The 23213-nt window shown below is 61.8% G+C and carries 21 protein-coding genes; 9 read left to right on the top strand and 12 right to left on the bottom strand.

What is annotated here, in order from left to right:
* From AC1RRC_RS20160 to cysC, 3 genes are all read right to left on the bottom strand, one after another.
* On the bottom strand, window positions 1-101 hold a 101-nt coding region (locus tag AC1RRC_RS20160; protein ID WP_493057320.1), incomplete at its 3' end, for an NAD-dependent epimerase/dehydratase family protein.
* 75 nt (window positions 102-176) lie between these two features.
* Window positions 177-977 carry a 3'(2'),5'-bisphosphate nucleotidase CysQ gene (gene cysQ, locus AC1RRC_RS20155; protein WP_493057303.1) on the bottom strand — a complete coding sequence of 267 codons (801 nt, stop codon included), beginning with the start codon at window positions 975-977 and terminating at the stop codon, window positions 177-179.
* Window positions 974-1591: an adenylyl-sulfate kinase gene (cysC, locus tag AC1RRC_RS20150; RefSeq protein ID WP_493057302.1), complete on the bottom strand. Its 618-nt coding sequence runs from the start codon at window positions 1589-1591 to the stop codon at window positions 974-976. The genes cysQ and cysC overlap by 4 nt, the downstream gene beginning before the upstream one ends.
* A gap of 198 nt (window positions 1592-1789) precedes the next feature.
* Between cysC and AC1RRC_RS20145 the strand changes: the two genes are divergently transcribed.
* Together AC1RRC_RS20145 and AC1RRC_RS20140 are read left to right on the top strand one after the other, a co-directional pair.
* Window positions 1790-3163: an FAD/NAD(P)-binding protein gene (locus AC1RRC_RS20145; RefSeq protein ID WP_493057301.1), complete on the top strand. Its 1374-nt coding sequence runs from the start codon at window positions 1790-1792 to the stop codon at window positions 3161-3163.
* A 92-nt stretch (window positions 3164-3255) separates the two neighbouring features.
* Complete coding sequence (locus AC1RRC_RS20140; RefSeq protein ID WP_493057300.1) at window positions 3256-4299, top strand: phytanoyl-CoA dioxygenase family protein; 1044 nt, start codon at window positions 3256-3258, stop codon at window positions 4297-4299.
* A 115-nt stretch (window positions 4300-4414) separates the two neighbouring features.
* Here the strand turns inward: AC1RRC_RS20140 and AC1RRC_RS20135 are convergent, their stop codons facing one another.
* Window positions 4415-5131 (bottom strand): pseudouridine synthase, encoded by a 717-nt coding sequence (locus tag AC1RRC_RS20135; RefSeq protein WP_493057299.1) that lies wholly within the window; start codon window positions 5129-5131, stop codon window positions 4415-4417.
* 127 nt (window positions 5132-5258) lie between these two features.
* Here AC1RRC_RS20135 and AC1RRC_RS20130 point away from each other — a divergent pair, with 127 nt between their 5' ends.
* The gene (locus tag AC1RRC_RS20130) at window positions 5259-5546 is read left to right on the top strand and encodes a hypothetical protein (protein WP_493057298.1); all 288 of its coding nucleotides are present in this window, start codon (window positions 5259-5261) and stop codon (window positions 5544-5546) included.
* A gap of 175 nt (window positions 5547-5721) precedes the next feature.
* Here AC1RRC_RS20130 and AC1RRC_RS20125 read toward each other — a convergent pair whose 3' ends face one another.
* The 4 genes from AC1RRC_RS20125 to AC1RRC_RS20110 all read right to left on the bottom strand — a co-directional run bounded on the left by AC1RRC_RS20125 (window position 5722) and on the right by AC1RRC_RS20110 (window position 8891).
* The gene (locus AC1RRC_RS20125; RefSeq protein ID WP_493057297.1) at window positions 5722-6783 is read right to left on the bottom strand and encodes a S49 family peptidase; all 1062 of its coding nucleotides are present in this window, start codon (window positions 6781-6783) and stop codon (window positions 5722-5724) included.
* 10 nt (window positions 6784-6793) lie between these two features.
* Complete coding sequence (locus AC1RRC_RS20120; protein WP_493057296.1) at window positions 6794-7168, bottom strand: Rieske (2Fe-2S) protein; 375 nt, start codon at window positions 7166-7168, stop codon at window positions 6794-6796.
* Window positions 7168-7827, bottom strand: coding sequence for an HAD-IIIA family hydrolase (locus AC1RRC_RS20115; protein WP_493057295.1), 660 nt, complete (start codon window positions 7825-7827; stop codon window positions 7168-7170). The genes AC1RRC_RS20120 and AC1RRC_RS20115 overlap by 1 nt, the downstream gene beginning before the upstream one ends.
* A gap of 74 nt (window positions 7828-7901) precedes the next feature.
* A complete protein-coding gene (locus tag AC1RRC_RS20110; protein ID WP_493057294.1) occupies window positions 7902-8891 on the bottom strand; it encodes an RluA family pseudouridine synthase in 990 nt (329 codons plus the stop codon).
* 604 nt (window positions 8892-9495) lie between these two features.
* On the opposite strand from AC1RRC_RS20110, the gene AC1RRC_RS20105 reads away from it, so the two are divergent.
* The 5 genes from AC1RRC_RS20105 to moeA all read left to right on the top strand — a co-directional run bounded on the left by AC1RRC_RS20105 (window position 9496) and on the right by moeA (window position 16795).
* Complete coding sequence (locus AC1RRC_RS20105; RefSeq protein WP_493057293.1) at window positions 9496-12828, top strand: Rne/Rng family ribonuclease; 3333 nt, start codon at window positions 9496-9498, stop codon at window positions 12826-12828.
* 124 nt (window positions 12829-12952) lie between these two features.
* On the top strand, window positions 12953-13417 hold the full coding sequence (locus AC1RRC_RS20100) for a hypothetical protein (RefSeq protein WP_493057292.1): 465 nt from the start codon (window positions 12953-12955) through the stop codon (window positions 13415-13417).
* Window positions 13418-13456: 39 nt separating this feature from the next.
* The gene (locus AC1RRC_RS20095; RefSeq protein WP_493057291.1) at window positions 13457-13579 is read left to right on the top strand and encodes a hypothetical protein; all 123 of its coding nucleotides are present in this window, start codon (window positions 13457-13459) and stop codon (window positions 13577-13579) included.
* A 142-nt stretch (window positions 13580-13721) separates the two neighbouring features.
* Window positions 13722-14828, top strand: a complete 1107-nt coding sequence (gene moaA, locus AC1RRC_RS20090) for a GTP 3',8-cyclase MoaA (RefSeq protein ID WP_493057290.1) — start codon at window positions 13722-13724, stop codon at window positions 14826-14828.
* 77 nt (window positions 14829-14905) lie between these two features.
* Window positions 14906-16795, top strand: coding sequence for a molybdopterin molybdotransferase MoeA (moeA, locus tag AC1RRC_RS20085; RefSeq protein ID WP_493057289.1), 1890 nt, complete (start codon window positions 14906-14908; stop codon window positions 16793-16795).
* Between the two features lie 177 nt (window positions 16796-16972).
* Here the strand turns inward: moeA and AC1RRC_RS20080 are convergent, their stop codons facing one another.
* Genes AC1RRC_RS20080 through AC1RRC_RS20070 form a run of 3 tightly spaced genes read right to left on the bottom strand, consistent with a single transcriptional unit; the run spans window position 16973 to window position 19567 of the window.
* Window positions 16973-18247: a DNA recombination protein RmuC gene (locus AC1RRC_RS20080; RefSeq protein ID WP_493057288.1), complete on the bottom strand. Its 1275-nt coding sequence runs from the start codon at window positions 18245-18247 to the stop codon at window positions 16973-16975.
* 12 nt (window positions 18248-18259) lie between these two features.
* Window positions 18260-18646 (bottom strand): group II truncated hemoglobin, encoded by a 387-nt coding sequence (locus AC1RRC_RS20075; RefSeq protein ID WP_493057287.1) that lies wholly within the window; start codon window positions 18644-18646, stop codon window positions 18260-18262.
* 27 nt (window positions 18647-18673) lie between these two features.
* Window positions 18674-19567, bottom strand: coding sequence for a LysR family transcriptional regulator (locus AC1RRC_RS20070; protein WP_493057286.1), 894 nt, complete (start codon window positions 19565-19567; stop codon window positions 18674-18676).
* A gap of 100 nt (window positions 19568-19667) precedes the next feature.
* Between AC1RRC_RS20070 and AC1RRC_RS20065 the strand changes: the two genes are divergently transcribed.
* Window positions 19668-20450: an NAD(P)H-dependent oxidoreductase gene (locus AC1RRC_RS20065; RefSeq protein ID WP_493057285.1), complete on the top strand. Its 783-nt coding sequence runs from the start codon at window positions 19668-19670 to the stop codon at window positions 20448-20450.
* A gap of 127 nt (window positions 20451-20577) precedes the next feature.
* Here AC1RRC_RS20065 and AC1RRC_RS20060 read toward each other — a convergent pair whose 3' ends face one another.
* Window positions 20578-23100, bottom strand: a complete 2523-nt coding sequence (locus AC1RRC_RS20060) for an ABC transporter permease (RefSeq protein ID WP_493057284.1) — start codon at window positions 23098-23100, stop codon at window positions 20578-20580.
* Between the last annotated feature and the right edge of the window lie 113 nt (window positions 23101-23213).

Raw genomic sequence — 23213 nt, 5'->3', positions numbered from 1 at the left:
GTCAGTTTGTCGTAATTTAAAACTGATTCGTCCGATTGCGCCAGCCAGTCGAGCACGAAATTCGAGCCGATAAAGCCAGCTCCGCCGGTCACAAAAATCATGTCATTCTCACCATATCAACCAACAAGGGATCTTATTTTAATGGAAATTATCAATACCAGTAAGAAATGTAAATATTAACTACATTGTTGCAAGAAATAATTCACATTTAGTTCATGACCGACCATGAAGTGGCTGTTAAGAATCGGCCGCGACACACCGTACCTCAAGGGCGAGCCATCCAACGCGACCACGACACCGCCAGCAAGGTTCACAACGCAATGCGCCGCAGCAGTGTCCCATTGGCTGGTCAGGCCAAAACGCGGATACACATGCGCCTTGCCTTCCGCAACACGGCAGAATTTCAGCGAGCTTCCTGCCGCAACGAATTCGCACGGCCCTGGCAGCTTACGAAGCCATCCATTCAATTCCTCCGCACCGTGCGAACGGCTCCCAATCACTTGCAACGCCATCGGCGGCTGCCATTGCGCCATTCTTAATTGGCAAAGCCCTTCACTATCGCGCCGCCACGCCCCCAAGCCCTCACCGGCATAATAAATGGCGGACAATGCGGGGGCGAAAACCACCCCGGCCACTGGCGCGCCATCAACAATCAGCGCAATGTTGACTGTGAACTCGCCATTGCGTTTAATGAACTCCTTGGTGCCGTCGAGTGGATCGACCAGGAAAAACACTGCGTCAGCCGCAGGGGGCTGCCCGGATGACCGCGACTCTTCCGACAAGATATAAACGTCGGGAAACGCACTTTCCAGGCGCGCCCGGATAACCGCATCCGCCCGCGTGTCGGCAACCGTCAGCGGGGATTGATCGGTTTTTTCGATTGCCTCGAAATCGCCCTCATACACATCCAAGATGGTGCGCCCCGCCTCTTCCGCAATGGCGCACAGCATGTCCAGCAACGCCTGGGTGACCTTCAATTCGCAAACTCCGGTACATTAACGACTTGACGCTCGTGCAATATGGCTAAAACGGTGCCGACACACTCATCCAGCGAAAGCATCCCCGTATCCACCACCAAATCCGCCGCGAAAGGCGCCTCGTAGGGTGAAGAAATGCCAGTGAAGTGAGGTATCTCGCCAGCCCGGGCCCGTTTGTACAAGCCTTTTACATCCCGCTGCTCACATACCTGCAGCGGGCACTTACAGTAAACCTCAATAAAATCTTCTTCCCCAACGAGTTTGCGCACGCGCTCGCGATCCCCTTCAAAAGGCGAAATAAACGCCGTCAACACCACCACGCCCGCTTCCACAAACAGTTTGGCAGCCTCGCCAACACGACGGATGTTTTCCGTACGCGCCTCATCGGAAAATCCCAGGTCCGCGCACAAGCCGTGGCGGACATTGTCGCCGTCCAGAACGAAGGTACGGCAAGCCGCCTGGTGCAACCGTTCTTCAACGGCATGCGCCAGCGTGGACTTGCCGGAGCCTGAAAGGCCCGTGAACCAGATGATGGCGCCTTTGTGCCCGTTGAGCTTTTCACGCCGGGCGCGGGTGACCGTCGCGCTATGCCACACAGTGTTGCTAGATTTCATATATTTGAGGAGCAGATGATTGCACGAATCGCAACCGCAACGGGGAATGATGACATAGCGGGCAGTCGATTACCAGAGAATAAGTGTTTTTCGTACTTGAAAAGCCTAAGATTCGGCAACTATGCCTGCCGGCCTACCCGGGGCGATTTGCCCATCATATAATTCAAAAAAGTAATAAACATATTCAGATAAAGCATAATGAAAACAATTCTGATCGTGGGCGCCGGCTTCTCCGGGGCTGTGACCGCCGCCCGCCTATTGCAACAGAATCAACATCCATCCTTGCGCATCATTCTCGCCAACGGCAGCGGCCGGGTCGCCAGGGGTATGGCCTATGGCACACAAAGTCCAGACCATACGCTGAATGTTCCTGCGGGCAACATGAGTGCTTTTGATGATGCCCCCGGGCACTTCCTCGAGTTCGCACGCAAACGTGATCCCGGCATTGATAGCGGCAGTTTTGTATCGCGCGGCATTTATGGCGATTACCTCGAATGGTTGCTCGCACATGCCGAACAGCTAGCCCGCCCGGGAACAACACTGGAGCGCCTGTACCAGCATGTCACCCGCATCACACCTGCCGGTTCATCTGTGATCGTGACATTGGGATGTGGAGAAACAATGCAAGTGGACAAGGTGGTACTGGCATTAGGCCATTTCCCATCAAGCAATCCACGCATTGCCGACACGGCTTTCTACGGCAGCCGGCATTACATCCGCGACCCATGGGATAACAGCAAGCTCGACAGTATTAACCCAGATGATCCTGTACTTCTATTAGGCACCGGCCTCACTGCCGTGGACATTGCGATGACGCTATTAAACCGCAATCCACAGCGCCCGATCACGGCACTCTCCCGGCGCGGGCTACTGCCCCAGCATCATCGCCATGGCGGACACCCGCCGGCGGCAGGGCAAGGGGCAGACGCCATCTGGGGCAACGCCTCAACAGTAAGGGAACACCTTAGGGGTTTTCGCAACTACAGCCGGCAACTGGCAGGGGATGGCAGGGACTGGCGCGAAGGCATGGCACTGCTACGCCCGGTGACAGCGGAAGTCTGGCTCGCTTATACGGAAAAAGAGCGCAAACGCTTCCTGCGCCACGTGCAGCCATATTGGGATACCCATCGCCATCGTCTCGCTCCTGCGGTCTTTGAAAAGTTCGACGCGGCATTGAAGGCAGGGACAATCCAGACCATCGCCGGGCGGCTGCGCGGCTTTGACGAAAGCAACACCGGTGTGATCGCCACCATACAGCCACGCGGCGTATTACAGACGAAAAATGTCCGCACGGCCTGGGTCGTCAATTGCACGGGGCCATGCGCGGACCCCTATGGCACAGGGAGTGCGCTGGTCAATCAACTGTTGAATGACGGCTTAATCCGCAGGGACAATTTAGGGCTGGGATTGGATATTGGGGAAGACTGCGCCGTCCTGGATGCGCATGGGAATACATCGGATGCGATTTACTATATCGGGCCATGGCTGAAGGCAAACTATTGGGAAGCCACCGCCGTACCCGACCTGAGGCGCTTTACCCAAGCGCTGGCAAATCGTTTACTGGCTTCATAACGGCTTGCAGCACAAAAAGTGCAACAGCCGTCGCGCAGTATTCGTGAAGGCAGTTACAATGCAGAACGATTAATGATTTACTACGCATTTCCATGAAGAATCTCCTGCCCGGCGTCCCGCACGTCGAGTCCCCTTTCTTCCAACAAATCTTCAGCGACCCGGCTATCGATGACCATACCCGCCGGATCGCCCTCGAACTGGCGGTCAAGGGTTATGCTGTCCTGGACTTCCCCGACCCGGATTTTGATAGCAAGGCCGAAGCCATCAAAGCCGACCTGCACCCGCACTATGACCTCGAAGGCTGGCGGCGAAGCGGCCATCAGCGCGGCATCAGCTTGCGCGTGCAGGATGCTTGGCAATTCAACGGCAACGTCAAGAGCATCGCCTGTAACCCGCAAATCCTTGACCTGCTCTGCAAACTGTACGGCCGCACGGCCTGGCCATTCCAGACCCTGAACTTCCCGGTAGGTACCCAACAGCATATCCATACCGACTCCATTCACTTCAGCTCCAATCCGGAACGCTTCATGTGCGGCGTCTGGGTGGCGATGGAAGACATCAACGACGAAAACGGTCCGCTGGTGTATTACCCTGGCAGCCACCGCTGGCCCATCTATACGAATGAACATATCGGCCGCTGTGTGGCGCTGATGGAGGGATCACCGACGCAAGGCTTGTATGAGGAAATGTGGCGCGCGCTGGTGGAGTCGCATGGCGCGCAACCCGAGTATTTCCATGCAAAGAAAGGCCAGGCCCTGATCTGGGCCGCCAACCTGATGCATGGCGGCTCGCGCCAGGCCAATCCGTTGCGCACCCGCTGGTCGCAAGTCACCCATTATTACTTTGACGATTGCTCCTACTACACGCCGATGGCGTCGGACCCGTTCTACGGCAAGATCGACTTCCGCAAACTGGTCGACATCGGGACAGGCAAAGAGAAAGCCCATCACTATGCGGGCAATCCGGTGCCGCAAGGATTCGTCGACACTTGCTCCGCCCAAGGCAGCCATAACTGGGACAATTTTGATGGCGCACTATACCTGGCGGCCAACCCCGACGTCGCAGCGGAAGGCCGTAACCCATATGAGCACTACCTGAAGCACGGCCGCAAGGAAAAACGCCGCCTGCGGCCGTAACCACGGAACATGTCCTGCCTGGGGTACCGCTGCCGGGACTGCCGCTTTCCCGGCGGATGGCCGACGATCCGGCGCTGCATGGCGGCGTAAGGGAGGAAGTTGCGGCCCTGCGTTGTTATGCCGGCGCCAGCAGGGCCAACTGTTCCTCATTCAAATAACACCATTCCCCTTCCGCCAATCCCAGCGACGCCAGCTCCAACCCGCCAATCGCCGACCGGTGCAGTGCGCTGCAATGATTGCCGGCGGCCGCCAGCATGCGCTTGACCTGGTGGTATTTACCCTGCTCCAGCACGATTTCCAGCAAGTGTTCGCCCTTCTGTTCGCACACCAGCGCCGCCAGCGGCGCCGGCTCATCGTGCAATTGCACGCCGGACAGTAGCTGGGCCACCAATTCCGGCGTCACCGGCTCGGCCGTGGTGGCCTGGTACACCTTGGGCACGTGGCGCTTGGGCGACGATTGCGCGTGGATGAACGGACCATCGTCGGACATCAGCAGCAGCCCGGTGGTGTCATGGTCGAGGCGCCCAACCGGCTGCACATCGCGCCACGTGCATTGTTCCGGCAGCAAGGTCAACACACCCGGGTGGTGGCTGGGCTTGCGCGAACATTCATAATTCGCCGGCTTGTACAGCGCGATATAGACGTGCTCGCGGACCACCCACTCTTCGTCGAATACCGTCAGCACCAGGCCGCCGGTTTCCAGGGTTTCCTTGTAATTGTCATGGACTACGCCAGCAATGCTGACTTCGCCATCTTCGATAAGGGCACGGCAATATTTGCGGGTGCCAAAGCCCTGCGATTGCAGGATGCGGTCTAAAGATAATTTGCTCATTCGCGAGACTTTACCAGATGCATCTTCCACAGGCCATTTGATATAGATCAACCATGACCCTACCCGCAGGATTACACTGAATTAATCGTAGGAATCCACCTAACCGCTGTAAGAATCAGGAGGGCACATGACCCAATCTGCATTCCACTTCATGGCGCAGCACACTGGCGAGCTGATCCTCATCCAGGCGCGCGCCAATCCCGATACAGCGCAGGCGGCATGGCGGCTGGCGACTCAAGGACAATTCCTGGACTGGCTGGGCGCTGGCGGCTTCCATTCGGAAGCCGAAGAACTGCATGCACAAAGCACAAATGAAAACAGCGGCACTGCTGCCGCCGTTCTCCAGTCCCATCCCGGGACTCAATGCGAGGAACTGAAATTCACTCGAGTCCGCATTCACGATGCGGTTAAGTAGTTCGTTTCTGACAGTGCAGACAACGAGTTAGGTTGTTTTGCGGCCTCCCTTGGAATGAACTACACCACCAATATAGTCCACCCCCGGGAGATTGCAAGGACCGAAAAGGCATAAATGCCAACATGGTTCTGTGCACGAGCGCACTGATGCGCAACAACTCTACTATATGTTTTTCCTAGCGAATTTCGCGTCCCGCATTGCGAACCGCCGCCTTCACCGCGCCCTCGCCCATGGCTGCGCCAAATTTCTTCAGCACCCGCTCCGGCAAGCCTTCATGTTGCGTGTAGTCCACAATGTCTTCCGCATGGATCACATCGCGCGCCACCGTGTCCACCGTGCCAAAGCCATCGGCCAGGCCCATCTTGATGGCGCGCTCGCCGGTCCAGAACAGGCCAGAGAACGTTTCCGGTGTTTCCTTCAGGCGTTTGCCACGCCCCGCGCGCACCACGTCGATGAATTGCTGGTGAATTTCATTGAGCATGGTTTGCGCATGCTGGCGGTGCTTGTCGGACAGCGGCAGGAACGGGTCCATGAACCCTTTATGTTCGCCCGCCGTCAGCAAGCGGCGTTCCACGCCGGCTTTCCCCATGATGCCGGTAAAGCCAAAGCCTTCCATCAACACGCCGATCGACCCCACCACACTGGCCTTGTTGACATAGATCTGGTCGGCCGCCGCGGCAATGTAATAGCCGCCGGACGCGCAAATCTCGTTGACCACCACATACAGTTGCTTGTTGGGATAACCTTTGCGCAAGCGGTGGATTTCGTCGACGATCATGCCGGCTTGCACCGGGCTGCCGCCCGGGCTGTTGATGTGCAACACCACCGCCACCGAGCCATTGTCGGCAAACGCTTTATTCAATGCGGGAATCACGACAGCCGCCGAACCACTGCCTTCGGACTCGATATTGCCGTCCACTTCGATCAGCGCCGTGTGACGCCCCAGCGCTTCGCCATCGCCGCCGGGCCATGAAATATCAAAATACGCGGCCACGGCAAAGAAAATCAGCACCAGGGTCAGCAGCTTGAAAAAGATGCCCCAGCGCCGGTGCGCGCGCCGTTCGCGCACGGTGGACAACACCAGTTTTTCCAGGACTTCCCGCTCCCAGTTCAGGCCGCCCACTTCACGCGGCGGCGCCGTTGGCGCTGAAGTCGGCGCCACGGTCGGCGCGGAGGTCGGAGCCGGCGTGGGCGGAAGGTCCGCGCCGGGCGTGCTATCGCTTGTGTTTTCGCTCATTGTTCGTTATTCAGGCGCGCGCCGGACGAATGAATTCATCCGGTTGCCAAAAGAGTTGCTGGTCGCGTTCCACCACCTTGATCGGACGCAGCCGGCCGCCACGGCACGGGCCGCCGGCGCAAAAGCCGCTGTCCGGCACGTAAATCGCGCCGTGGGTGGAACACATAATATAGAGTTTGCTGGACTCGAAAAATTCCCCCTGCACCCAGTCCAGCTCGATCGGCACATGGGCGCAGCGGTTCAGGTAGGCGTAGGCCACGCCGCCATGGCGCACGACAAATCCCGTTGCATCGTCGCCAAAAGCGGTCACCGGGAAACGCACGCCCCGGCCGCCCTCTTCCACGTCGGCCGCCGCGCAAATCAGGATGTCCTGCACTGCCTCCATCAGGCGTGCTCACTGAGCCACTGATGCAGTTCCTGCACGGTCTTGGCGGAATACATCGGGTTGCACGCGTGCAACTGATCGGCCGGATGGGCGCCATATTCCACGGCAACACCGGCCGCGCCGGCATTGTTCGCCATCAGGATATCGTGACTGGTATCACCGATCATCACCGTGCGCTTCATGTCCTGCCCCAGTTCGCGGGTCAGTTCCTGCAACATGGCGGGATGGGGTTTGGAGAACGTTTCATCGGCACAGCGGGTCGCATCGAACATCGACAGCAAGCCGGCTTCCGCCAGCGCGCGATTCAAGCCAACGCGGCTCTTGCCCGTTGCCACGCCAAGGAAGTAAGCGCTCGCTGACAACTCTTGCAACATCTCCGCCACACCGTCAAATAACGTCAATTCATGGTCTTTTGACAGGAAGTGGTAGCGATAGCGCTCCACCATGCGCGGATAATACTTCGGGTCGACATTCGGCAGCACCGCTTGCATGGCTTCATACAAGCCCAGGCCAATCACGTGTGACGCGGCATCTTCCCCTGGCACTGGCAAGCCCAGGTCGCGCGCTGACGCCTGGATACATTTGACGATCGTCGATGTGCTGTCCATCAACGTCCCGTCCCAGTCGAAGACAATCAGATCAAATTGCTTTCTTGGCATGACACCCGGCGCATTGGCGCCGGCTCCTCTATTAGAAACTTGGGTGCCGGGGCTTTAGGCCGGGCACCCACATATCAATTCACTGGTTTGCCCAAGCTTACCAAGAATCGCTCGCATTCGGCGGCCAATGGCGCCCGCAGGGTCATGACCTTGCCGGTTTCCGGATGGGTAAACGTAATCTGGTGCGCATGCAGGAACATCCGCTTCAGCGCGCCGCGTGTCGCGTCGGCTTTCTGCAGCGCCTTGTTCAACGCAAAATCGCCGTATTTGTCATCACCTGCAATAGGGAAGCCAGACGATGCCAGGTGAACACGAATCTGGTGCGTTCGCCCGGTTTTCAGTTCCGCTTCCAGCAAGGCAAAGTCCTGATACTTTTTCAGCAGCGAAAACACCGTGTGCGATGGCAAGCCATCTTCGGAAACCGATACGCGGCGCTCGCCATCCGGCGTGGAATATTTACGCAATGGCAATTTAACATGCTGACGGGCGTTCTTCCAATCACCCACTGCCAAGGTCAGGTATCGCTTATCCGTATGCCCGTCGCGCATTTGTTCATGCAAGTTGGTCAGCGCCGAGCGCTTCTTGGCCAGCAACAGCAAACCGGAGGTGTCGCGGTCCAGGCGGTGTACCAGTTCCAGGAACTTCGCGTCCGGGCGGGACGCCCGCAACTGTTCGATGACGCCAAATGACACACCGGAACCGCCATGCACGGCGACGCCGGCCGGCTTGTCGATCACCAATAATTGGGCATCCTCAAAAATAATATCGAATTCACACGGCGGCACGACGGATTCCGCTTTTTCCGCCAGGCGGATCGGCGGCACCCGCACGAGGTCCCCCTCCTTCAGGCGGTAAAGCTGGTCGATGCGGCCTTTATTGACGCGCACTTCTCCGGACCGCAAGATGCGGTAAATATGGCTTTTCGGCACCCCTTTGCAGATCCGCAACAGGTAGTTATCTATCCGTTGTCCGGCTTCTTCTTCGGCGATTGTCAGGAATTGTGCTTGCGGCAGGACCTGTGCGGGGGAAGCTTGCGGGCCATTTTCAGGCGTTTTCTTATTCATCTTCCCAGAAATCTCTCTAAGTCCTTCATTTTGAATATATAATCTTTTCGCTGCGGGTAACCCTGCTGCAGGTGTAAGAATAAAAGCACATTTTACACAGGGGCGTATCCACTGGCCTCGCCTGATTGCAAATTCAGTGGAAAAAAACGTATACGCACACTCGTGCGCATATCAGGGTGGCAACCGCTGTTGTCATCGGGTAGAGGGCACGGGTGTTGGGATTAGATTGGCTGGATAGTTAGGATGAGTCTGGCGAGCAAGCCCATAGTCGTTGCTCGCCGGTTTGATGAAGCTGATAACGCTGCCGTTTTCGCCAGGCGCTGTTGCGCTGGCTCGACGATTTGCGCACGCCTGCATGGCCCCGCCCCCTCCCCGCAGATTGCAACTGCCCGGAGCCGCGCGGATGAGCTTGCAGGCAGTGCGCGCACTCGGCATGACGATTGGTTTCATGCGCCCTTTGCGGCGGCCAGGGTCAACACGACCCCTGCTGCACCGCATGTCGAGGCATTTTCCACAGCCTCCTTACTCCCGCGTATATCCCATGTACTACGCCGTTCCCACGGGAGCGGCTTGATGGCCTATGGGGCCGCGGAGTTAATAAAAAATGAAACGCATGTTGTTTAATGCTACGCAGCAAGAGGAATTGCGGGTAGCGATTGTTGATGGTCAGAAGCTGATCGATATCGACATCGAAACCGCCGGCCGCGAGCAGCGTAAATCCAATATCTACAAAGGCGTCATCACCCGGATCGAACCCTCGCTCGAAGCCTGCTTCGTCAGCTACGGCGAAGACCGCCACGGTTTCCTGCCCTTCAAGGAAGTGGCGCGCAGCTACTTCCGCGAAGGTGTCGATGTGCGTAACGCGTCCGTCAAGGAAGCGCTGCGCGAAGGCCAGGAAATCATGGTGCAGGTGGAAAAGGAAGAGCGCGGCAATAAAGGCGCCGCCCTCACCTCGTTCATCTCGCTGGCCGGCCGCTACCTGGTCCTGATGCCGAACAACCCGCGCGGCGGCGGTGTATCGCGCCGCGTCGAAGGCGAAGAGCGCCAGGAATTGCGCGAAACCATGGACAAGCTGGACTTGCCGCAAGGCATGTCCGTGATTGCCCGCACCGCAGGCATCGGCCGCACGGTCGAAGAACTGCAGTGGGACTTGAATTACCTGATGCAACTGTGGCGTGCCATCGAAGGCGCGTCGAAAGGCGCATCGGGCGCGTTCCTGATTTACCAGGAATCGTCGCTGGTGATTCGCGCCATCCGCGATTACTTCCAGCCGGACATCGGCGAAATCCTGATCGACACCGACGACATCTACGAGCAGGCTCACCAGTTCATGAGCCACGTGATGCCGGACATGGTGCACCGCGTGAAACGCTACAGCGACGACGTGCCGCTGTTCTCCCGTTTCCAGATCGAACACCAGATCGAGACGGCCTACAGCCGTACCGTGCCGCTGCCATCGGGCGGCGCCATCGTGATCGACCATACCGAAGCACTGGTGTCGGTCGACGTCAACTCGGCCCGCGCCACCCGCGGTTCCGACATCGAGACCACCGCCTTTAATACCAACCTGGAAGCGGCCGAAGAAGTGGCGCGCCAGTTGCGCCTGCGCGACCTGGGCGGCCTGATCGTGATCGACTTCATCGACATGGAAGTGTCGAAGAACCAGCGCGAAGTGGAACAGCGCCTGAAGGACGCGCTGCACCACGACCGCGCCCGCGTTCAAATGGGCAAGATTTCCCGCTTCGGCCTGATGGAACTGTCGCGCCAGCGCCTGCGTCCGTCGCTGTCCGAAGGTTCGCACGTGACGTGCCCGCGCTGCTCCGGCACCGGCCACATCCGCGATACCGAATCGTCCGCCCTGCAGGTGCTGCGCATCATCCAGGAAGAAGCGATGAAGGAAAACTCGGCCACCATCCACGTGCAAGTGCCGGTGGATGTCGCTGCCTTCCTGCTGAACGAAAAACGCGGCGAAGTGCTGAAGATCGAGAACCGTCACCGCATCACCGTGATCCTGATCCCGAACAAGCACCTGGACACGCCGCACTACAAGCTGGAACGCATCAAGCACGACGATCCGCGCCTGGAAGACCACGCCGCCAGCTACACCCTGGCCGAGTCCGCCGAAACCGACATGGCTTATGCAAAACGCCAGAAGGAAGAAGCCAAGCCGCGCCAGGAAGCCGTGGTGAAAACCATTACGCCGGAACAGCCGGCGCCAATGGTGGACCGCAAGGCCGCCGAAGCGGCGAAACCGGCCGTCGCGCCGGTCGCCGCGCCAGCCCCTGCGCCAGCGGAAAAAGGCTTCTTTGCCCGCCTGTTCTCGTTCTTCTCCAGCAAGGAAGAAGCACCTGCGCCAGTGGCGCCGGTGGCGCCAACCATCGTCACGACGAAACCAGCGGGCGACCGCCAGGACCGCAATGCCCGTGGTCAACGCGGCCGCAATCGCAATGAACGCAACGAGCGCAATGGCAAGCCAGTCCGCGAAGAACGCGAACCCGGCGTGCGCGCCGCTGGTGACGAAGGCGCGAAACCGGCAGCCGATGCGCAAGGTCGTCCACCGCGTCCACCGCGTCCGCCACGCGAACCGCGTGAAGCCCGCGAAGGCGCGCCAGCGGAAGCGCAAGGCCAACGTCCGGAACGTGCTGAACGTCCCGAGCGTGCCGAGCGCCCAGAGCGTGCTGAACGTGGCGAGCGTCCGCAACGCCCACCGCGTGAACCGCGTGCCGACAAGGCGATTGAAGTCAAAACCGACGAGGCGGCGGCAGTCCTGGCCGCCGGCGCGGTCGCGCTGACGGCCGCCGCACCGGGCGCGCCAGCCCTGGCCCCGGTGGTCGAAGCTCCGCAGAAACTGGCGGCCAATGCCGGTCCGGAAGGCGATGACGAAGGTGCGGAAGGCGGCGACGAGCCGCGCCGCCGCCGCCGTCGTGGCGGCCGCAACCGCAACCGCCGCGAGCGTGAAGAGGGTGCCGAGGGTGTTGACGGCGCGGAAGGCGCGGAACGCAGCCCGGTGATCAGCTTCACCGTGGCGCCAGCGGAAGGTGCGGAAACCGCGCCGGCCGCCGTGGCGGCGCCGGTGGTTACCGAATCGGCGCCGGCTGCTGCCGCCGCGTCGCCTGTCGCGGAATCGGCTCCAGCCGCTCCTGCTGCCGCGCCAGTCACGGAAACCGCTGTTGTTGCCGTGGCGGCCGCTCCTGCTCCTGCCGAAGTGGCGCCAGCCGCTGCGGTGGACGTTGCGCCAGTTGCTGCTCAAGTTGAGGCCATGGCGCCGGTTGCGGAAATTGCACCGGTCGCTGAAGCCCCTGCCGCCGCGCCGGTGGCAGTAGCTGCCGCAGCTACCGCTGTTGCGCCGGCTGCTGAAGTTGCCGAAGTTGCACCGGTTGCTGCCGCGCCAATGGCGGAAGCCGCGCCTGCCGCCGAAGCAGCGCCAGCCGTTGTTGCTGAAGTGGCCGCTCCGGCTGCCGACGTGGCGCCAGCAGTCCAGGCGGCACCGGTCGCGGAAGCCGCTCCGGCGGTGGAAGCAGCCGCCCCTGCCGCTGCGCCTGCTTCGATCATCGAGCAAGCAGTTGCCGTGGCGCAAGCCGCACCAGTCGTACCGGAACCTGCTCCTGCAGCCGAGTACGCCTTCACGGCGCCGGCGGTTGAGCAAGCTGCCGCGGCAGTGGCAGCACCGGTGGCCGAGGCAGCGCCTGTTGCCGCTGCGCCAGTGGCGGAAACCGCACCGGTTGCAGCGCCAGCCCCGGCGGCAAAGTCGCCAGCGGACTTGAACGCGGTACTGGAAGCGGCCGGCCTGACCCTGGCGGCGACCGACCCGGCCAAGCTGCGCGCGGCCCAGGAAGCGGCGGCCCAGGTAACGGCGCCAGCCCGCGTGCCACGCGAACGCAAGCCGCTGCCACCGCAGTCGACTGAACCGCTGGTGCAAGTCAACACCCGCCGCTGATCCAACAGCGCGGTGACCAAAGAGGGAGGCTGCGGCCTCCCTCTTTGACGTTCAGCACATCATCGGCGGCAGCGCGATGGTATCAATACTGGGATGCAGCTTGCTCTTCTTCCCTGGCCTCGCGATGCCCGAACTCCTGTCCTCATTGCTTCAGTTCATAGTCAGCAATGCGCTATGGCTTTCCATCAACATTGCAGTGCCGGTATTACTTCCCTATTTGATGCTGTTACTGATCGCCATCGACCAGGCGACTCATACCGCAACGGGAAGCGGGGCCACCACATGGCGGACGCTGTTGCGCAAGTCGGTCGATACCGGGCAACTGTTCTGGACCGCCATTTCGATGCTTGCAGCCACGGCCTATGATGCCGTCGCCGCCTGGGATAAACATCCGGACTTGCACGCCAGCATAGGCTGGACTGTCGGCGTGTGTATCGTGATGGGATTCGTCTGCACGGTCCTGGTCGGGTTCAGCACGCTGCGGACCGCGACGAGCGGCACCACCAACTGGTACGTGATCGGCCTGTCGATCCTGATCACGCTGGGCCTTTGTGTGCTCTATCCCGCCGTGCACTTCAAGTTCGCCTAGTGTGCTACACTCATTCGCTAGGAAAACAGGAGTTCTATTATGTTGCAGTTAATGCAAACCATCACCAACGATGACGCCAAATTCGCCAAAGCCATGGTGTGTCTCGGCCTGGTATTTGCAGCTGCGCTCATCACAGGATTGACCATCGTTGCGACGCTTTAACGCGACTTGAAAGATACAGGCACGACCAATGACAGGCCGCACTTGCGGCCGTTTTTATTTCGCCGGCACTATGCACGCCGGCGTACAACGACAATCCACTCTGCCGCCGGCGAGGTGGCTGGCGTCGTGCTATCGTAGCTGTATGTCTGAGAAAATCATTGTGTTTACCGACCAGCGGGCCCAGGCTGCCTTTGTGCCCGACGTGTTGCAGGCCCCCACCGGCAGCCTGCGTGACCAGCTTGACCGTCCGCTGCACGACTTGCGCATTTCCGTCACCGATCGCTGCAACTTCCGTTGCGTGTATTGCATGCCCAAGGAAGTGTTCGACAAGGATTACAGCTACCTGCCCCACTCCTCCCTGCTGAGCTTTGAGGAAATCACCCGCATTGCGCAAATCTTTATCGAGCACGGCGTGGAAAAACTGCGGCTGACGGGTGGCGAGCCGCTGTTGCGCAAGAACATAGAAAAACTCATCGAGATGTTGTCGCGCCTGAAAACCGTGCACGGCAAGCCGCTTGACCTGACCCTGACCACCAATGGCTCGCTGCTGGCCCGCAAGGCGCAGGCGCTGAAAGATGCGGGTTTGCAGCGCGTCACCGTGTCGCTGGACGCGCTGGATGATACGGTGTTCAAGCGCATGAATGACGTGGATTTCGCCGTCAGCGACGTGCTCGACGGTCTCGCTGCCGCGCACCAAGTGGGCCTGGGGCCAATCAAGGTCAACATGGTCGTCAAAGGCGGCATGAATGACCAGGAAATCCTGCCGATGGCGCGCTATTTCAAGAACAGCCCGTTCATCCTGCGCTTCATTGAATACATGGACGTCGGCGCGTCGAATGGCTGGAAACTCGATGAAGTCGTGGCGTCAAGCGAAGTGGCGCGCCGTATCGGGGCCGAGATGCCGATTGAACCGGTGGCTGCCAATTACACCGGCGAAACCGCCGAACGCTGGCGCTATCTCGATGGCGGCGGGGAAATCGGCCTGATTTCCAGCGTGACGCAAGCGTTCTGCAAGGATTGTTCGCGCGCGCGCCTGTCCACCGAAGGCAAACTGTATACCTGCCTGTTTGCCACCCGGGGCCATGATTTGCGCGCGCTGCTGCGCAATGGCGCCACCGATGCGCAGATCAGCGGCGCCATCAGCCACCTGTGGCAGGGGCGTGGCGACCGCTACTCGGAATTGCGCACCAGCCAGACCACCCTGCCCGCCGCCGCGCGCAAAGTGGAAATGTCTTATATCGGCGGCTAATCCTTTTGCCGGATCGACATCCCCCGCGCCGCCGGATAGACTGGCAGCTTACCAGCGTGTAATTCAAGGGGGATGGTTTGACTTTCAAGCACAAGATGACCGGCATGATACTGGCCGGTGGCCGTGGCACCCGGATGGGCCGCGTCGACAAGGGGCTGCAACCATTCCGTGGCGGTCCGCTGGCCGCCCACGTCCTGCAGCGGCTGGCGCCGCAAGTGGCGCAGTTGGCCATCAACGCCAACCGCAACCACGCCGCCTATGCCTCCATTGCCGTGGCCGCCAATTCCGATGCGCCGGTCTGGCAAGATGACCTGGCAGGTTTCGAAGGTCCGCTGGCCGGCTTGCAGACCGGCTTGCGCCGCTGCGGCACGGACTGGCTGCTGACGGCGCCGTGCGACTCCCCCCTGCTGCCCGAAGACCTCGGCCAGCGCCTGGCCGAAGCGCTGCTGCGCGACGATGCCGACCTGGCCGTCGCCGTCACCATGGACGCCGATGAAAGCGGGGATGCGTACCGCCGCGTGCATCCGGTGTTCGCGCTGATGAGAAAATCCGTGCTGCCCAGGCTCGAGGCTTACATGGAAACCGGCGGGCGCCGCATGGACGGCTGGTATGGCGCCATCAAGGTTACCGAAGTCCTGTTCCAGGACGCCGGCGCATTTCGCAATATCAATACGCTGGCCGACCTGAAAGACATGGAAAAGCAGGCGGAACCCGGCGCCAGCGGCTTTGGCCGCAAGGCATCGCTGTCCGCCAGCGAAGCGCAGCGCATTATCCGCGACGCCATCACACCGGTGGCCGCCGTGGAAAAAGTCGCGCTGCGCCAGGCGCTCGAGCGCGTGCTGGCCAACGATGTGATTTCCCCGATCGACGTGCCGGCACATGACAACTCCGCCATGGACGGCTATGCCTTCCGTGGCGCCGACCTGGCGCCAAGCGCCCCCACCACCCTGCGCGTGGCCGCGACGGTCTATGCCGGCCGCCCGTCCGGCGTGCACATCGCACCGGGCGAATGCGTCCGCATCATGACGGGCGGCGTCATGCCGGACGGACTCGACACCGTGCTGCCGCACGAACTGGCGGCCGCCATCGGCGCCGACAGCGTCACCATCGCCCCCGGCGCCATCCAGACCGGCGCCAACCGCCGCTTCAAAGGCGAAGACCTGGCGGCCGGCAAACCCGCGCTACACCAGGGCAAAATCGTCACCCCCGCCGACCTCGGCCTGCTGGCGTCACTGGGCCTGGCGGAAGTGCCGGTGCGGCGCCGCCTGCGCGTGGCATTCTTTTCCACCGGCGATGAATTGCGCTCGATCGGCGAAGCACTGGAACCGGGCTGCATCTATGACAGCAACCGTTATACCTTGTACGGCATGCTGGTGCGGCTGGGCTGCGATGTGATCGACATGGGCGCCGTGCGCGATGACCGGGCCGCACTGGAAGAAGCGCTGCGCACGGCGTGCGGCAGCGCCGATGCCGTCATCACCAGCGGCGGCGTGTCGGCCGGCGCGGCCGATTACATCAAGTCCATCATGGCGGAGTTGGGCGACGTGGGTTTCTGGAACCTGGACATGCGCCCGGGACGCCCGATGGCGTTTGGCCGCATTGCCTCAGAAGGCCGGCAGTCATGGCTGTTTGGCTTGCCGGGCAATCCGGTCGCGGCCATGGTCGCGTTTTATTTCTTCGTGCGGCCGGGACTGATGAAAATGATGGGCGCCACGGCCAGCCATTTCACGGTGCGCGCCCGCAGTTCAGTGGCCCTGCGCAAGAAACCGGGCCGCACGGAATACCAGCGCGGCATCATTTATATCGCCCCCAGCGGCGAGCGCGAAGTGCGCATCACGGGATCGCAAGGGTCCGGCATTTTACGGTCGATGTCGGAAGCCAATTGCATGGTGATCCTGCCACATGAGCAGGGCGATGTGGCGGCGGGGGAACTGGTGGAAGTGGTGATGTTCGAGGGCCTGATTTAATACCGGTGGCCATGGCATGCGGCACGGTGGCACATGCATGGCGGCTCGTCAGCGATCCTCCCTACGCATTTCGGGATAACAGGACCAGCCAGTACGCCGGGCCGCAACGTAGCACAAGACCAGCGGCGTTATTCCGTAGGGGGGATTCGCGCAGCGAAACCACCAATGCATGCAGCATCACGCCGCGTCAGAGTCTTCCGTGCTGTCCGCCTGTCCCAGCAACTGCTGCGACGCCCCCTCCGGCAGCGCCTCGACCGATTTCAACTTGCGCGCCATTTGCCGGCTGCGCACTTCGGCGGTTTCGATATTGCGCGCCGCCTTTTCCAGGGTCAGGCGGGTGGTCGCCAGCACGTCGCCGAACTTGGCGAATTCCGTCTTGACGGCACCCAGCACTTGCCACACTTCCGACGAGCGCTTTTCCAGCGCCAGCGTACGGAAGCCCATCTGCAAACTGTTCAGCAACGCCATCAGGGTCGACGGGCCGGCGATGCTGATGCGGTGCACGCGCTGCAATTCATCGGCCAGGCCGGGACGGCGCATGACTTCCGCATACAGCCCTTCGGTCGGCAGGAACAGGATCGCGAAGTCGGTGGTGGCGGGCGGCGCCAGGTATTTGTCGGCGATGGTTTTGGCTTCGGTGCGCACGGCGCGTTCCAGTTCGCGCCCGGCCAGGGCGACGCCATCGGCATCGGCCCGCTCGGCCGCGTCGAGCAGGCGTTCGTATTGCTCTTTCGGGAATTTGGCGTCGATCGGCATCCACACGGGCACTTCGCCATCGCGCTGGCCCGGCAATTTCAATGCGAATTCCACGCGCGCATTCGAGCCCGCCACGGTTTCCACGTTTTTCGCATACTGGTCCGGCGTCAGCACTTGCTCCAGCAGCATTTCCAGCTGCACTTCGCCCCAGGTGCCACGGGTTTTCACGTTGGTCAGTACGCGTTTCAAGTCGCCCACGCCCAGCGCCAGCTGCTGCATTTCGCCCAGGCCCTGGTGCACCCGCTCCAGCCGTTCCGACACTTGCTGAAACGACGCGGACAGGCGCTGCTCGAGGGTCGCATGCAGTTTTTCGTCCACGGTCTTGCGCATTTCCTCCAGCCGCGCGCCATTGTCGGCTTGCAGTTCGCGCATTTTGACTTCCAGGGTGGCGCGCACTTCCAGCAGGCGGCGCGCGGACGTTTCCGTCAAGGTTTCAATCTGGCGCCGCATCACGTCCAGTTGCTGGACCGTGGCGGCATGGGATTGCGCCAGCAATTGCGCGTTTTCCTGGCGCGTCGCCTGCGCTGTCGCCTGCAATTGCAAGCGCACTTCGCGTTCGACCCGCTCCAGTCCGGCCGCCAGTTCCGCCATGCCTTTGTCTTGCTGCGGCGCGCGGGCGCGCAGCAGGCTGACCACCTGCAGCGCCAATACCGCGCCGCCCAGCGCCAGCAATACCCAGAATTCCATGGAGCCCATTAATGTGGATGCTTAGTGTGGATGATTCCGCATCCAGTCCGCCGTCTGGTAAAACGACTGCATCAGCCGTACCCGCAATTCTTCCTGGATGCCAACCTCCTCCATCGCCCACGCCATGGCGCGCAGCCACTGGTCGCGCTCCGTGGTGCCGATCGGGAATGGCAAGTGGCGCGCCCGCAGGCGCGGGTGGCCGAAGCGTTCGACAAACGCATCGGGCCCGCCCATCCAGCCGGACAGGAACCAGAACAGCTTGTCGCGCGAACCTTCGGTGGTGGGGGGATGCAGGGCGCGGATCACGGCAAATTCCGGCTCCAGCTCCATCAAGTCATAAAAGCGATCGACCATCTCGCGCAACTTGAGTTCGCCGCCGATGGCTTCATAAAGTGTTTGTTCAGTCATGATACCTGGCATGATACCACTGTGGATTCATACAGAGGCCGCAATGTGACCGCGCAGCCACTGGTGGGCGGGATCGCGGTGGCTGCGCTCATGCCAGACCATCACCATGTCATAGCCGCGCACGGCCACCGGCGGCGGAACCACGCGCAAGCCGGGAACGCCCCGCACCAGCCGCGCCGGCAACATCGCCACCAGATCGGTCGACAGCAGCGCGGCCCGCACGAACAGGAAATGCGGCACCGACAGCACCACCTTGCGCTGCAAGCCCTGCTGCGCCAGCGCCTCATCGGTCACGCCATAAAAAGCGCCGCCGGCCGTCGAAACGATCACATGTTCCAGCTTGCAAAACTGCGCCAGCGTTGGCGGACGCCGCAAGCGCGGATGGCCGCTGCGTCCCGCCAGCACATAGTGTTCGCTGAACAGGGTTTGCCGGTGCAGGCCGTCCGGCACGCCTTCGGCCGTATGCAGCGCGAGGTCGATCTCGCCCTGCTCCGCCAGTTTGCCGATGCGCGCCGGTTCCAGCTGCACCACGGCCAGCCGCGTGCCCGGCGCCGCCTGCCTTAGCCCAGCCAGCGCCGGCAACAGCACTGCGGTTTCGCCATAGTCGGCAGCGGCCACGCGCCATGTATGGTCGGCCGTGGCGGGATCGAACGCCTTGCTGGGCTGCACCGCCTGCGACAATGCTGCCAGCGCCTGGCGCAGCGGCGCCCGCAACTCTTCCGCACGGGCCGTCGGCTGCATGCCGCGCGGACCGGGCAACAGCAGCGGATCGCCAAAGATGCCCCGCAATTTCGCCAGGTGCACGCTGACCGACGGCTGCGAAAAATGCAGCCGCTGCGCGGCGCGCGTGACGTTGCGCTCGGCCAGCAAGACATCGAGCGTGACGAGCAAATTCAGGTCCAGCCGGCGCAAGTCATTCATCAGCAATTAACTTTCAATATACCTACAATTTCAACTATTCATTTCAACTATACCGCAGCATTGCCTATCCTGACGGCTCCACTTACCTTGCGAGCCACACATGAAGATCCTGATCGTCTACGCCCACCCGGAACCCAAGTCGCTGAACGGCGCCCTCAAGGACTTTGCCGTCCAGCGCTTGCAGGCGCAAGGCCATGCCGTGCAAGTGTCGGATTTATATGCGATGGACTGGAAAGCCCCGATCGATGCCGCCGACAGCATGGCCGCGCCGGTCGGCCCGCATTTCCACCCGTCGCTCGATTCGAAACACGCGTTTGCCCATGGCGTGCAAAGCGCCGACATCGCCGCCGAGCAGGACAAGCTGCGCTGGGCCGATGCCGTGATCCTGCAATTTCCGCTGTGGTGGTTTTCCATGCCGGCCATCCTCAAAGGGTGGATCGACCGGGTCTATGCCTATGGCTTTGCGTACGGCGTGGGGGAACATTCGGACCAGCGCTGGGGCGAACGCTATGGCCAGGGCGCAATGTCCGGCAAGCGCGCCATGCTGGTGGTGACCACCGGCGGCTGGGAATCCCATTACAGCGCGCGCGGCATCAATGGCCCGATCGATGATTTGCTGTTCCCGATCCAGCACGGCGTGCTGCACTACCCGGGCTTCGACGTGCTGCCGCCGTTCGTGGTGTACCGCACCAGCCGCATGGACGCGGCGCGCTTTGCGGATGTGCGGTCGGCGCTGGGACAGCGGCTCGACAGCCTGGCGGTGACGCCGCCGATCCCGTTCCGCAAGCAGAATTTGGGGGATTATGCGATCCCGGCGCTGACCTTGCGCGACGAGATCGCGCCGGGCCGGGAAGGCTTTGCGGTGCACCTGGACGTGGCATAAACCGTGCCGCGGCGCAAAATCCGTAGGGCGGTTTCCGCGCCAGCGGAAGCCGCCATGCATGCGCCGCCACCAGCACCAGCAGCACCTGCCTGCAAACACGGCGGCTTTATGCAAGCCGCCCTACGCCTCAAGCGTTGCGCAGGGTCTGCAATGGCGGGTGCTTCAATACGCCGCGCAAGCCCAGGTAGCCGCCTGCAATCGCGCACAGCGCGCCGGCCGCCAGGCCCGCGCCCCACACACCCGGATTAAACACCCAGTCGAACTTGAACTGATACGTCGCCAGCCCCCATCCCATGGCTGCCGCGCCAGTGGCCGCCAGCAAGCCGGCCAGTGCGCCCACCAGCAGGAATTCAATCAATTGCGCGCGCGACAGTTGCTGGCGCGTGGCGCCCAGTGCGCGCAGCAGGCCCGCTTCACGGGTACGTTCATCCTGCGACCCCATCAGCGCGGCATACAGCACCAGCACGCCGGAAATCAGGGTAAAACCAAACAGGAATTCCACCGCCACGATGACCTGGTCCAGCACAGCCTGCACCTGGCGCAGCACGGCGCCGACATCGACCACGGTCAAATTCGGATACGCGCGCGCCAAGGTATTGCCCATGGCCGCGTGCTGCTTCGGCAGGTGGAACGCCGTGATCCAGGTTTGCGGCGTGTCCGCCATGGCTTTCGGGTTGATGACGACAAAGAAATTCACGCGCATCGAGCCCCACTCCAGCTTGCGCAAGCTCGTGATCGTGGCCTCCACGGGCGACCCGGCGATATCGAAGCGCATGCGGTCGCCCAACTTCAGGCCCAGGGTTTTCGCGATGCCCTCTTCCACCGAGGCTTCCGGCTTGCCTTCCTCATCCGCATACCACTTGCCGGCCACGATCTTGTTTTCCGCGGGAATATCAGCCATGGTCGACAGGTTGAATTCCCGTTCCGCCAACCCTTTGGCCCGTTCCTCCGTGTACGTCGAAGATGTGATTGGCTTGTCGTTAATGGCGGTCAGGCGGCCCCGGATCATCGGATACATCGGCACGCTGGCGACGTCGGCCGCTTTCAGCCGGTCGGTAATCGGGTCTTTCTGGTCCGGCTGGATATTGATGATGAAACGGTTCGGCGCATCGTGCGGCGTGGCATTGCGCCATGCGGTCATCAAGTCGCCCCGCACCACCGTCAGCAGCAGCAACGCCATCAAGCCCAGCGCCAGCGACACCACTTGCACCACGGTGGCGCCCGGGCGCCGCTGCAGCGACGTGACGGCAAAGCGCCACGCCTGGTGGTTCACGGCGCCACGCAGCGGCTTCAATGCCTTCAGCCCCAGCCAGCCGATCAGCGCGAACAGGCCGAACGCGGCCAGGAAACCCAGCCCGGTCAGCGACGCCAGCTTCACATCGCGCGCCTGCCACAGCAGCAGGGCGAAGAAGCTGGCCAGGCCCAGGCCATAGGTCGCCAGCGCCATCGGTTGCGGCGCGGCCGCTTCGCGCCGGATCACGCGGTTGTGCGGGACATTGCGCAGTTGCAGCACGGGTGGCAAGGCAAAGCCCGCCAGCAACAGCAAACCGACCGCCAGGCCCTGCAGCGCCGGAGCGATGGTGGCTGGCGGCAAATCCGCCGCCACCAGCGCGCCCAGCGATTCCAGCAGCACGAAGTGGCTGACAAAACCCAGCGCCACGCCCAGCGCGCTGCCGACCAGGCCAACCAGGCCGAATTCAATCAGGTACAGCGTGGTCACCTGGTTTTGCGTCAAGCCCAGGCAGCGCAACATGGCGCACGCATCGAGGTTGCGCGCCATGAAACGGCGCGCCGCCATCGCCACGGCCACCGCCGCCAGCATGGCGGACAGCAAGCCCACCAGCGACAGGAAGCGGTCGGCGCGGTCCAGGGTGGCGCGCATTTCCGGGCGGCCCGCTTCCAGCGATTCCAGCCGCACATTGCGCACATTGCCGGTCTTGATGGCGGCTTGCAGCCAGTCATTGAAGGCTTGCACGGCTTTCATGTCGTCCCCCGCCACCAGCATGCGGTAGGTGATGCGCGCACCGGGCTGCACCAGTCCCGTGGCCGCCAGCTCGTCTTCCCGCAACATCACGCGCGGGGCGAAATTCATGAACGACGCGCCCCGGTCCGGCTCGGCCGCGATCAGGCGCGCAATGGTGAACGATTTGTCGCCCAGGCGGATCACGCCGCCCACCCGCGTATCGAGCGCCGGCAGCAAGCCGGCATCGACCCACACGGTACCGGCGGCGGGGATGCCGGCGGCCGGGTCGCCCAGGCCGTCATTGGCCTGGTCCGGCGAATTCGCCACGCGCACGCGGCCGCGCAGCGGATACGCGCTGGTGACGGCCTTGATCGACGCCAGCTGCGACAGCGACGCTTCGCCTTCGCCGGCCTGCGCCATGCTGGGGAACACCACGGTGGACGCTAGCCGCAAGCCGCGTTTGGCCGCTTCCTCGCGCCAGTTCGATGGCGCGGGCTGGTCGGCCGTGATCACCATGTCGGCGCCCAGCAACTGGTGGGCGTCGCGGTCCAGCGCGGCGCGCAGGCGGTCAATGAAAAAACCGGAAGCGGACAAGGCGGCCACCGCCACCACCAGCGCCACCAGCAGGAAACGCAACTGGCCGGCGCGCCAGTCGCGCAAAGTCATGCGGATTGCTTGTGCAAACATCGGGTTCCCTGGTGGACAAAGTTGACCAAGGTTAAAGCATGACGGGGATTTGTTAAGGGTGCCTTAATACTTGAATGGCATGCATGGACCATCCATGCATGCCATCGGCGGGA

The sequence above is a fragment of the Pseudoduganella sp. GW821-FHT12E03 genome, assembly GCF_058807115.1.
This window is presented reverse-complemented; position numbering and strand designations above follow the sequence as displayed.

Bases quoted from the DNA above. Each gene is read 5' to 3' on its own strand.
- cysC (WP_493057302.1), bottom strand. From the start codon at position 1,591: ATGAAATCTAGCAACACTGTGTGGCATAGCGCGACGGTCACCCGCGCC.
- AC1RRC_RS20145 (WP_493057301.1), top strand. From the start codon at position 1,790: ATGAAAACAATTCTGATCGTGGGCGCCGGCTTCTCCGGGGCTGTGACC.
- AC1RRC_RS20140 (WP_493057300.1), top strand. From the start codon at position 3,256: ATGAAGAATCTCCTGCCCGGCGTCCCGCACGTCGAGTCCCCTTTCTTC.
- AC1RRC_RS20135 (WP_493057299.1), bottom strand. From the start codon at position 5,131: ATGAGCAAATTATCTTTAGACCGCATCCTGCAATCGCAGGGCTTTGGC.
- AC1RRC_RS20130 (WP_493057298.1), top strand. From the start codon at position 5,259: ATGACCCAATCTGCATTCCACTTCATGGCGCAGCACACTGGCGAGCTG.
- AC1RRC_RS20125 (WP_493057297.1), bottom strand. From the start codon at position 6,783: ATGAGCGAAAACACAAGCGATAGCACGCCCGGCGCGGACCTTCCGCCC.
- AC1RRC_RS20120 (WP_493057296.1), bottom strand. From the start codon at position 7,168: ATGGAGGCAGTGCAGGACATCCTGATTTGCGCGGCGGCCGACGTGGAA.
- AC1RRC_RS20115 (WP_493057295.1), bottom strand. From the start codon at position 7,827: ATGCCAAGAAAGCAATTTGATCTGATTGTCTTCGACTGGGACGGGACG.
- AC1RRC_RS20110 (WP_493057294.1), bottom strand. From the start codon at position 8,891: ATGAATAAGAAAACGCCTGAAAATGGCCCGCAAGCTTCCCCCGCACAG.
- AC1RRC_RS20105 (WP_493057293.1), top strand. From the start codon at position 9,496: ATGAAACGCATGTTGTTTAATGCTACGCAGCAAGAGGAATTGCGGGTA.
- AC1RRC_RS20100 (WP_493057292.1), top strand. From the start codon at position 12,953: ATGCCCGAACTCCTGTCCTCATTGCTTCAGTTCATAGTCAGCAATGCG.
- AC1RRC_RS20095 (WP_493057291.1), top strand. From the start codon at position 13,457: ATGTTGCAGTTAATGCAAACCATCACCAACGATGACGCCAAATTCGCC.
- moaA (WP_493057290.1), top strand. From the start codon at position 13,722: ATGTCTGAGAAAATCATTGTGTTTACCGACCAGCGGGCCCAGGCTGCC.
- AC1RRC_RS20080 (WP_493057288.1), bottom strand. From the start codon at position 18,247: ATGGGCTCCATGGAATTCTGGGTATTGCTGGCGCTGGGCGGCGCGGTA.
- AC1RRC_RS20075 (WP_493057287.1), bottom strand. From the start codon at position 18,646: ATGACTGAACAAACACTTTATGAAGCCATCGGCGGCGAACTCAAGTTG.
- AC1RRC_RS20070 (WP_493057286.1), bottom strand. From the start codon at position 19,567: ATGAATGACTTGCGCCGGCTGGACCTGAATTTGCTCGTCACGCTCGAT.
- AC1RRC_RS20065 (WP_493057285.1), top strand. From the start codon at position 19,668: ATGAAGATCCTGATCGTCTACGCCCACCCGGAACCCAAGTCGCTGAAC.
- AC1RRC_RS20060 (WP_493057284.1), bottom strand. From the start codon at position 23,100: ATGTTTGCACAAGCAATCCGCATGACTTTGCGCGACTGGCGCGCCGGC.